This window comes from Curtobacterium sp. MCBA15_007 (assembly GCF_001864905.1).
Lineage (GTDB): Bacteria > Actinomycetota > Actinomycetes > Actinomycetales > Microbacteriaceae > Curtobacterium > Curtobacterium poinsettiae.
This window is the reverse complement of record NZ_MJGM01000087.1, coordinates 1-10,629: the sequence shown is the minus strand read 5'-3', so window position 1 is coordinate 10,629 and position 10,629 is coordinate 1. Positions and strand designations below refer to the sequence as shown.

Here is a 10,629-nt window from a genome sequence, read left to right as displayed (position 1 = left end):
GCCCCGCCCGTCGTGCCGGCTCTGCCCGTCGTGCCCGTGGCACGTTCCGCGTCAGGCACGCCAGGTCCCCGTGCTCACCGCGATGGCGATCGACACCGCGCCGATGCCGACCAGCACCGCCACCGTCGCCCACTCCGGCCCGGCGAACCGCGCGACCCGCGCCCAGGTCCGCCGTCCGGGAGCGCCGAACCCGCGTGACTCCATCGCCACCGCCAACGTCGTCGCCCGGCGCAGCGCGAGCACGAGCAGCGCGAACGCCATGGTCGCTCCGCGGCGCAGCCTCCCGGAGTCCGCCAGTCCCCGGGCACGCCGGGCCATCGCGAGCTGTCGCCAGTCGTCGACGAGCAGCGTCATCATCCGGACGGCGGCGAGGGCCCCGAGCACGAAACGCGCGGGCAGCCGCAGCACCTGCGCGAGCCCGTCCGCCAGGTCGGTCGGGTCGACCCGCACGAAGAGCGCGATGGCTGGCACCCCCACCGCGAGGACCCGGAGCGCGGTCGCCAGCGCGAGCGTCAGCGATCCGTCGGTGACGTGCGCGAACCCGAGGTCGAACCACTCCCGACCCGAGGGTCTGCCGTACAGCGCGATGCTCACCGCCGTCAGCGGCACCGCGACCAGCACCGGTGCGAGTCGGAAGAGCAGTGTCCGGACCGGCAGGCGCAGGAGCGGCAGGAGCGCGAGTTCGAGCGCCAGGGCGACGGCAGCCGAGACGACGTCGAGGCTCAGCACCAGGCAGACACCGAGTGCGAGCACGCCGATCAGGGAGGCGACGGGCTGGACGCCGGAGATGCCGGTCGCGCGCGCGGCCAGCGGTCGTCGCGTGGGGTCCGACGCGTCGGTCGCGGCGGTCCGGTCCGTGTCGGCGGTCCGGTGCGTCCCGGCGGTCCGGTCTGGAGGCCCGGGGCGGTTCCCGGCTGTCGGTCCCGTCTCCGGGATGGCCGCGTCCGACGGCCCCTGGTCGCGCCCGACGGATCGCGCGCCGTCCGGCCCGAGGACGACCTCGTCGGCGTCGAGTGCCCGGACGAGGTCGCGGTCGTGGGTGACCGCCACCACCGCGGTGCCGGCATCGGCGAGTGCTCCGAGGCGCCCCACGACGGCCTGCCACGTGGCACGGTCCTGCCCGGAGGTCGGTTCGTCGAGCACGACGACCGGCGGACGGGCCGCGATGGCCGAGGCGATCGCGAGTCGTCGCTGCTCGCCGCCGGACAGGGTGAACGGGTTGGCGTCGGCCAGGTGTGCGAGCCCGAACTCGTCGAGCAGCGCGGAAGCCCGTTCCGCTGCGTCGGGCGCACCGAGCACGCGGGGGCCGGCTTCGACCTCTTCGCGCACGGAACGGGCGACGAACTGGTGCTCCGGGTCCTGGAACACCGTGCCGATCCGGGCCGCGAGTTCGCGGCTCGTCCAGGTGTGGGGCGTCGTGCCGATGCCGTCGGCCAGGAGGTCCGTGGCGTGGAGCTCACCGGCTGCCGGCGGGAGCAAGCCCGCGAGGGTCAGACCGAGCGTCGATTTGCCGACGCCGTTCGGTCCGGTGACCGCGAGGACCTGCCCGGCTCGGAGCCCGAGGTCGATGCCGTTCCCGACCGGCCGCTTCCCCCGTGCCGTGCCGAGCCCCCGCGTCTCGAGCAGCACCGTGGTCCCCGCGCCGTGCTCCCCCTCGCCCGCGCCGAGCGCCCCTTCGCCGAGCGGGCGGAATGCCGCAGTCACCCCGCCGGGCGACCCGGGTATTTCGCCCGCTCGTCCCGCCGCACGCTGCCCTCGCGCAGAACCGCGCTCCGGCTCGGCACCGGGCACCCAGACCCCGGCCGCGGTGAGCGCCTCGCCGTGGGTCGCCAGCACCTGCGCCGGCGGACCGTCCGCGACGACGCCGCCCGCCGGTTCGAGCAGCACGAGCCGGTCGACCAGGTCGAGCCAGGTGCCGATCCGGTGCTCCACCACGAGCAGCGTCGCCCCGGTGTCGTCGAGCAGTGCCCGGACGGCGTCGTGCACCTGCGCCACACCCTCGGGGTCGAGGTTGGCGCAGGGCTCGTCGAGCACGAGCGCACCGGGCCGCATCGCGAGCACGCCGGCGAGCGCCAACCGCTGCCGCTGCCCGCCGGACAACTGCGCGGTGGAGCGGTCGAGCGGCAGGTCGAGGCCGACGACGTCGAGCGCGGACCGCACCCGGTCCCAGGTCTCGTCGCGGGGGACGCCGGCGTTCTCGCAGCCGAAGGCCACGTCGTCGCCGACGCGGGACATCACGGTGTGCGCCTCGGGGTCCTGCATGACGAGGCCGACACGCCCGCGGACCGCGCGGGGGTCGGACTCGTCGACCAGGAGTGTCCCCTGCACCGACGCCGCGGTGGCGTCGGTGGCGTCGGGTTCGTCGGGCAGCACGCCGGCGACGGCTCGCAGGAGCGTCGACTTGCCGGCCCCGGACGGTCCGACGACGGCCACGCGCTCCCCCGGCTCGACGACCAGGTCGACTCCGCGGACGGCCCAGGCGTCCCGTTCCGCGTACCGCCAGCCCCAGCCACGGAACACGATGCGCGCCCCGCGGACGCCGACACCGGCATCGCCACCGGCAGAGGTGGGCGTCACCGACGGAGCGGGCACGGTCACACCAGGGCGCGGGGTTCGCGACGGCTGTGCTCGCGGCCGGCGGCGAAGGACGACAGCACCCCCGTGCGGGCGAGTGCCCGCACGATCAGCCAGGAGCCCGCTCCCGCGATCACGGCACCGGAGATGACGGCACAGATCACGTAGACGACCTTGAAGGCGACGTCGAGTCCCGGGTACCAGAGGACGGTGTCGTTGACGCCGAGCGCGAGCCCGGCAGCGGCACCGGCGAGGACGACGACCGGCAGGCGGTAGACGCGGTACAGGAACAGCGCGAGGACGATCTCGGCGCCGAGGCCCTGGACCAGCCCGGCCTCGAGGGTGAGCCATCCCCACTGCGTGCCGAACAACGCCTCGACCGACGCGGCCACCATCTCGCCGTAGAGCGCGGCGCCGGGCTTCCGGACGACGATCGCGACGATCGGGCCGGCGAGCAGCCAGACCCCGCCGAACAGGGCCTTCGTGCCGGGGAGCACGAGGTCCATGACGGCGCTGATGGGTTCGTAGCCGAACTCCCAGACCCGGAAGACGACTCCGAGTGCCACCGCGAGCACACTCGCGACGACGATGTCGACGACCCGCCAGCGCAGCGATCGCCGCGGAGCGGTGGTGACGGTTGTTGACGTGCCTGAAGGCATGCTGCTGACTCCTCCCTGCGCCGGCATGATCCGGATCAGGTTCGACGGTCGGAGCGCCGATCGCTCCCTCTCAGCCCGGCGGTCCCGGACTCCCGTGTGTGTGCCAGCAGTCTAGACGCGGTCGCGACCGCGTGAAGGACTGGAGGCCCGTGGCGGCGTCGCCACGGGCCTCCAGTTGCGTCAGGTGGTCACTTCTTGAGCGCGCGCACCAGCTTGCGCAGGACACGCCCGGCCACCCACACGAAGGGGATGCCCACGACGATCAGTGAGATCGGGTTCGGCTCGAACACCAGGTCCTTGCCCGGGCGACGGACGTAGGCGCCGACGGGGGCCGACAGGCCGCCGCCACCGCCGCCACCGTTCTCGTCGTCCCCGCCGCCACCGAAGCCGAACCAGCTGACGGACACGGGGATGAGGGTCTGGTCGCCGACCTCGACGGGTTCTCCGTAGTTCGTGGAGACCCCGAGCGGGCGGACCTGGTCTGCGATCTTCGAGACGATGTTGGCCATGCGCGCGACGCTACTCGTCCGTTCCTCAACAGGCCGCGGGGCGCCTCACGCATCCACAGCTGGGGCTTGTCTGCGGACGCGGACGAGTGCCGCCGATATGTTGGCCGCACCCACACCTGGAGGACCGTTTGCACACCTGGCCCGGAAACCCGTACCCGCTCGGGGCGACCTACGACGGGAGCGGCACGAACTTCGCGCTGTTCTCCGAGGTCGCCGAGCGCGTCGAACTCTGTCTGTTCGATTCCGACGGCAACGAAGAATGCGTCCGCCTGCTCGAGGTGGACGCCTACGTCTGGCACGCGTACCTCCCCAACATCGGTCCCGGGCAGGAGTACGGCTTCCGCGTGCAGGGCCCGTACGACCCGGACTCCGGCGCGCGCTGCAACCCGTCGAAGCTCCTGCTCGACCCGTACGCCAAGGCGACCAGCGGTGAGATCGACTGGGACCAGTCGCTCTTCTCGTACACGTTCGGCGACCCGGACTCGACCAACGACGAGGACTCCGCGTCGCACATGATGAAGGGCGTCGTGATCAACCCCTTCTTCGACTGGCAGGGGGACCGTCCGCCACGCACGCCGTACGGCGAGACCGTCATCTACGAAGCACACGTCAAGGGCCTCACCGAGACGCACCCGGACGTACCGGAAGAGCAGCGCGGCACCTACGCCGGCGTCGCCCACCCTGCGGTCATCGAGCACCTGCAGCGTCTCGGCATCACCACGCTCGAGCTCATGCCGGTGCACCAGTTCGTGAACGACTCCACCCTGCAGGACAAGGGGCTGTCGAACTACTGGGGCTACAACACCATCGGTTTCTTCGCGCCGCACTCGGCGTACTCGTCGTCGGGCGACCAGGGCCAGCAGGTCCAGGAGTTCAAGACGATGGTGCGCGAGCTGCACCGCGCCGGCATCGAGGTCGTCCTCGACGTCGTCTACAACCACACCGCCGAGGGCAACCACCTCGGCCCGACGCTGTCGTTCCGCGGCATCGACAACGCGGCCTACTACCGCCTGGTCGACGACGACAAGAAGTTCTACATGGACTACACGGGCACGGGGAACTCGCTCAACGTCGGGCACCCGCACTCGCTGCAGCTCATCCTCGACTCGCTCCGCTACTGGGTGACCGAGATGCACGTCGACGGGTTCCGCTTCGACCTGGCGTCGGCGCTGGCGCGCGAGTTCTACGAGGTCGACCGCCTGTCGGCCTTCTTCGAACTGGTCCAGCAGGACCCGATCGTGTCGCAGGTCAAGCTCATCGCCGAGCCGTGGGACGTCGGCCCCGGTGGCTACCAGGTCGGCAACTTCCCGCCCCAGTGGTCCGAGTGGAACGGCAAGTACCGCGACACCGTCCGTGACTTCTGGCGCGGTGAGTCGTCGACGCTCGGCGAGTTCGCGTCCCGGATCTCGGGCTCGGCCGACCTGTACGAGCACGACGGTCGCACGCCCAAGGCGAGCATCAACTTCATCACCGCACACGACGGCTTCACGCTGTACGACCTGGTGGCCTACAACGAGAAGCACAACGAGGCCAACGGCGAGGACAACAACGACGGCGAGAGCCACAACCGGTCGTGGAACTCCGGCGCCGAGGGCCCGACCGACGACGAGGCCGTGAACGCCCTGCGGCTGCAGCGCCGCCGGAACTTCCTGGCGACCCTGCTCCTGAGCCAGGGTGTGCCGATGCTCGCGCACGGCGACGAACTCGGTCGGTCGCAGTCGGGCAACAACAACGTCTACGCGCAGGACTCCGAGCTCAGCTGGATCGACTGGGACAGCGCGGACGAAGACCTCATCCAGTTCACCGCCGACGTGGTGAAGCTGCGGCACGACCACCCGACGTTCCGCCGGACCCGGTACTTCAACGGCCGTCCGGTCCGTCGTGGCGAGGGCGAGCCGCTGCCCGACGTGGTGTGGCTGACCCCCTCGGGCGACGCGATGGACCCCGAGGACTGGGACTCCGGCTTCGGCAAGAGCGTCGGCATGTACCTGAACGGCGAGGGCATCCGCGGCCGCGATGCCCGCGGTGAGCGCGTCACCGACGTCGGCTTCATCACGTACTTCAACGCCCACGACGACGTCGTGACCTTCACGCTGCCGCCCGAGGAGTACTCCCCCGGCTGGACCGTCCGGATCGACACCGCGGACCCCGGCGCCCGTGACGAGGTGCTCGACGCGGGCACCCCGCTCGACGTCCCCGCACGGTCGATGATCGTGCTCCGCGCCGAGCCCGACCACGAGGTCACGAGCACCCCGGTCGACGCCGAACAGGACGGTGCCACCGAACCGGCAGCACCGCAGGACGCCGTCACCCCGGTCAACCCGGCCGGGTCCACCGCACCGAGCGGAACCGCCCGATGACCGCCGGAACGCCCGGCGCCGCGAACCGCGTGCCCGCGTCGACGTACCGCCTGCAGGTCTCCGCCGACTTCGACCTCGACGCCGCGCGCGACCTGGTCGGCTACGTGCACGACCTCGGCGCCGACTGGCTGTACCTGTCGCCCGTGCTGCAGGCCGAGTCCGGGTCGAACCACGGCTACGACGTGGTCGACCACACCCGCGTCGACACCGACCGCGGTGGCGACCAGGCGATGCGGGCGCTGGCCGAGGCCGCGCACGCCGTCGGCCTCGGGGTCATCGTCGACGTGGTGCCGAACCACGTCGGTGTCGCGACCCCCGAGTCGAACCCGTGGTGGTGGTCCCTGCTCGAACTCGGCCAGGGCTCGCCCGTGGCCTGGGCGTTCGACGTGGACTGGGAAGCCGGCGACGGCAAGCTCCGGGTCCCCGTGCTGGACGACCGGCTGCTCGACGCGATCACGCTGGACACGTCCGACGCCGAGCGTCCGGTGCTCCGCGTCGGTGAGACCGCCTACCCGACGGCGCCGGGCACGGTGCACGACGGCGACACCGTCGAGACCGTGCACGAGCGCCAGCACTACGCGTTCGTGCACTGGAAGCGTGCCGACCACGACCTGAACTACCGCCGGTTCTTCGCGGTGAACACCCTCGCGGCGATCCGCGTGGAGGAGCCCGAGGTCTTCGCGGCCTCGCACGCGGTCATCGGCGGCTGGTTCCGCGACGGGCTCGTCGACGGCCTGCGCATCGACCACCCGGACGGGCTGTACGACCCGGCGGGCTACCTGCAGGATCTGGCGGAGCTGACCGGCGGGGCCTACACCCTCGTCGAGAAGATCCTCGAGCCCGGCGAGCAGCTGCCGAGCTCGTGGCCGGTCGACGGCACCACCGGGTACGACGCCCTCGGGGTGCTCGACCGCGTGTTCGTCGACCCGGCGGGCGAACAGTCCCTGACCGCGGCGTCGGGCGCCGAACCGACCGACTGGCAGCAGCTCACGCACGACACCCGACGGGGCATCGCGGACGGCATCCTCGGCAGCGAGGTCGAGCGGCTCGCTCGTCTGCTCGCACCGAGTGCCGTCACGGCGACGATCACGCACGAGCGGATCGTCGACGCGGTCGCCGAGGTCGTTGCCTCGTTCGACGTGTACCGCACGTACCTGCCCGAGGGCGCCCACCACCTGATCACCGCGCTCGAGCGCGCCGCCGCGGCCCGCCCGGACCTCGACGACGTCATCGACCGGATCGCACCGGCACTCGTCGACCCGACGAACGCCGCGGCCCTCCGACTGCAGCAGACCAGCGGCATGGTGATGGCGAAGGGCGTCGAGGACACCGCGTTCTACCGCACCTCGCGCCTGTCGTCCCTGAGCGAGGTCGGCGGCGACCCGAGCGTCTTCGCGGTCTCGGTGGCGGACTTCCACCAGGCACAGCGCGAACGGCTGGGCAGCTGGCCGCACACCATGACGACGCTCACCACGCACGACACGAAGCGCAGCGAGGACACCCGCGCCCGCATCGCCGTGCTGGCCGAGCTCGGCGACGAGTGGGCCGCCACGCTCGAGCGGCTGCAGTCGCTCGTGCCGCTGCGGGACCGCGTGTTCGCCGACCTGCTCTGGCAGGCGATCGTCGGCGCGCGGCCCGCCAGCCGCGAACGTCTGCACGCCTACGCCGAGAAGGCCTCCCGCGAAGCCGGGGACAGCACCACGTGGACCGAGCCCGACGAGGCGTTCGAGCAGCAGATGCACGCGATCGTCGACGCCGCGTTCGACAACCCGGACGTGGTCGTGGTGCTCGACGCCCTCGACGGGCAGATCGACGCTGCCGGGTGGTCGAACGGTCTCGCCCAGAAGCTCGTCCAGCTCACCGCCCCCGGCGTCCCCGACGTCTACCAGGGCACCGAGTTCTGGGACCGCTCGCTGGTCGACCCCGACAACCGACGCCCGGTCGACTACGCCGAGCGGCGTCACGTGCTCGCGGAGCTCGACGGCCCCGACGACGACGGCCCCGAGGACCTGCGGGCCATCGGCATCGACGGAGCCGCGAAGCTCCTGGTCACGACCCGCGCACTGCGCATCCGACGGGACCACCCGGAGCTGTTCACCCGGTACCTGGAGCTCGAGGCCACCGGAAGCGCGGCCGACCACGTCATCGCGTTCGACCGCGGCGGTGCCGTGACGATCGCGACGCGGCTGCCGATCGGCCTCGGCCGGGTCGGCGGCTGGGGCGACACCCTGGTGCACGCCGTCCCGGTCGAGCGCATCGACCTGCTCACCGGCCGACACGTCCCCGCTGACCGCGGGATCGCGCTGGCCGACCTGCTCACCACCTACCCGGTCGCGCTGCTCGTGCCCGCCGACGCGGTCGGTGCAGCCGGCCACGCCGACGCGGTGACCGCCGTGTCCGACGCGAGCGGTGCCTCCCGGCCCGCCGCCGGCACGACGGACGCCACCGAGTCCGACGCGCAGGCCGAGATCGACATCTTGGAGGGTCACGCATGACCGCACCCGACCGTTACGCCGTCTGGGCGCCCGAGCCGGAACGGGTCCGGCTCGTCGTCGACGACGTCGAGTACCCGCTCACCAGGGGCACCGACGACTGGTGGTCCACCGACTCCGTGATGCCGGTGGTCGGTGCCCGGTACGGGTTCCGCATCGGCGACGACGACGCGGTCCGACCGGACCCCCGGAGCCGGTACCAGCCCGAGGGCGTGCACGGCCCGTCCGAGGTCGTCGACCCCGCTCGGTTCGCGTGGACCGACGAGTCGTGGACCGGACGCCCGGCCCGCGGCGCCGTGATCTACGAGATGCACATCGGCACCTACACGCCCGAGGGCACCCTCGACGCCGCCGCCCAGAAGCTGGACCACCTGGTCGAGCTCGGGGTCGAGTTCGTCGAACTGCTCCCCGTCAACGCGGTGAACGGCGAGTGGAACTGGGGCTACGACGGGGTCGGCTGGTTCTCGGTGCACGCGCCGTACGGCGGCCCGGACGCCTACGACCGGTTCGTCGACACGGCGCACGCGCTGGGGCTCGGTGTCATCCAGGACGTCGTCTACAACCACCTCGGCCCGAGCGGGAACTACCTGCCGCTGTACGGCCCCTACCTGCTCGCCGGGCTCGGCAACACCTGGGGCGACTCGGTGAACGTCGAGCACCCCGAGGTCCGTCGGTACGTCCTCGACAACGTGCGCATGTGGTTCCGCGACCACCACGTCGACGGGCTCCGGCTCGACGCCGTGCACGCGATCCGCGACACCACCCGCCCGCACGTGCTGGCGTCGATGGCCGACGAGACCGACGCCTACTCGTCGTTCATCGGGCGTCCGCTGTCGCTCATCGCGGAGTCCGACCTCAACGACCCGGTGATGTTCCGGCCGCGCGAGGCCGCCGGGTACGGCCTCGCCGGACAGTGGTCCGACGACTTCCACCACGCCGTGCACGTGGCGCTCACCGGTGAGACGAACGGCTACTACGCCGACTTCGCTCCGCTCTCGGCGCTGGCGAAGGTCCTCCAGGACGGCTTCTTCCACGACGGCACCTGGTCGTCGTTCCGCGGCAAGCGGCACGGCCGACCGATCGACCGCGGGACCTCCCCCGCGACGGCCCTGGTCGTCGCGAACCAGAACCACGACCAGATCGGCAACCGGGCCGCCGGCGACCGGCTGGCAGCGACCCTCGACGACGAGGGGCTCGTGATCGCCGCAGCCCTGACGCTCCTCGGGCCGTTCACACCGATGCTGTTCATGGGCGAGGAGTTCGCGGCCTCGACACCGTGGCAGTTCTTCACCTCGCACCCGGAGCCCGAGCTCGGCACGGCCACCGCCGAGGGGCGCATCGCCGAGTTCGCCGAGCACGGCTGGGACGAGTCCGCCGTGCCGGACCCGCAGGACCCGACGACGTTCACGAACTCGAAGCTCGACTGGGCCGACGTGAGCTCGGAGCGCGGTGCGGCGATCCTGCGCGCGTACCGGGTGCTGATCGCCCTGCGTCGCACCGACCAGGCGTTCGTCGACCACCGGTACGAGGCGAACGCCGTCCGCTTCAGCGAGGACCATCGCTGGCTCGTGCTCACACGCGGACTGCTCGGCCCCGACGTCACGCCGGTGCACGTCGTCGTGAACTTCGCCGATGACGCTGCCGAGGTCCCCGTCCCTGAGGCCGAGGGCGAGGAGCTCTACGGCTTCGGGGCGACCGAGGTCGATGCCGGCGTCGTCCGGTTCCGCGGCCGAGGCGTGGTCGTGCTGCGCTAGCCGCCCGGACGCGTCCGCGTGCTGCGCGAGCCGCGCGTCCGCGTGCTGCGCGAGCCGCAGTCCCGCACACACGAACGGCGACGAACCCCCTGGTTTCGTCGCCGTTCGTGCGTTGGTGTGTTCGTGTGTTCGTGGCCTCAGGCCGCGTGGTCGGCCACCGCGTGCGCGTTCTTCCGCACGGAGGGCAGCTTGCGGTGGTCCTTGACCAGGGAGCGGGTCTCACGGATGCGACGGTCGATGCCCCACTTCGTCACGAGCGCCAGGCTCTCGCGGACGATGTT

Annotated in this window: 6 protein-coding genes and 1 riboswitch; of the genes, 3 read left to right on the top strand and 3 right to left on the bottom strand. The window is 72.0% G+C overall.

Going from position 1 to position 10,629, the window contains the following annotated elements; translation table 11 throughout:
• Positions 1-51: 51 nt before the first annotated feature.
• The 3 genes from BIU95_RS18990 to BIU95_RS16290 form a co-directional block, all read right to left on the bottom strand.
• Positions 52-2,577 (bottom strand): ATP-binding cassette domain-containing protein, encoded by a 2,526-nt coding sequence (locus BIU95_RS18990; protein ID WP_254783401.1) that lies wholly within the window; start codon positions 2,575-2,577, stop codon positions 52-54.
• Positions 2,578-2,594: 17 nt separating this feature from the next.
• On the bottom strand, positions 2,595-3,233 hold the full coding sequence (locus tag BIU95_RS19130; protein WP_017886062.1) for an ECF transporter S component: 639 nt from the start codon (positions 3,231-3,233) through the stop codon (positions 2,595-2,597).
• Positions 3,228-3,339, bottom strand: a riboswitch (TPP riboswitch). Its footprint overlaps the gene before it by 6 nt.
• 82 nt (positions 3,340-3,421) lie before the next feature.
• Entirely contained in the window at positions 3,422-3,742 is a 321-nt protein-coding gene (locus BIU95_RS16290; RefSeq protein ID WP_027464636.1) for a hypothetical protein, read from the bottom strand.
• A 128-nt stretch (positions 3,743-3,870) separates the two neighbouring features.
• Between BIU95_RS16290 and glgX the strand changes: the two genes are divergently transcribed.
• The 3 genes from glgX to treZ are packed head-to-tail and all read left to right on the top strand — an operon-like array spanning position 3,871 to position 10,348.
• Positions 3,871-6,102: a glycogen debranching protein GlgX gene (glgX, locus tag BIU95_RS16285; protein WP_017886064.1), complete on the top strand. Its 2,232-nt coding sequence runs from the start codon at positions 3,871-3,873 to the stop codon at positions 6,100-6,102.
• Positions 6,099-8,597: a malto-oligosyltrehalose synthase gene (treY, locus tag BIU95_RS16280; protein WP_017886065.1), complete on the top strand. Its 2,499-nt coding sequence runs from the start codon at positions 6,099-6,101 to the stop codon at positions 8,595-8,597. Before glgX ends, treY begins: the two co-directional genes overlap by 4 nt.
• Positions 8,594-10,348, top strand: a complete 1,755-nt coding sequence (gene treZ / locus BIU95_RS16275; RefSeq protein WP_017886066.1) for a malto-oligosyltrehalose trehalohydrolase — start codon at positions 8,594-8,596, stop codon at positions 10,346-10,348. Before treY ends, treZ begins: the two co-directional genes overlap by 4 nt.
• Positions 10,349-10,629: the final 281 nt, after the last annotated feature.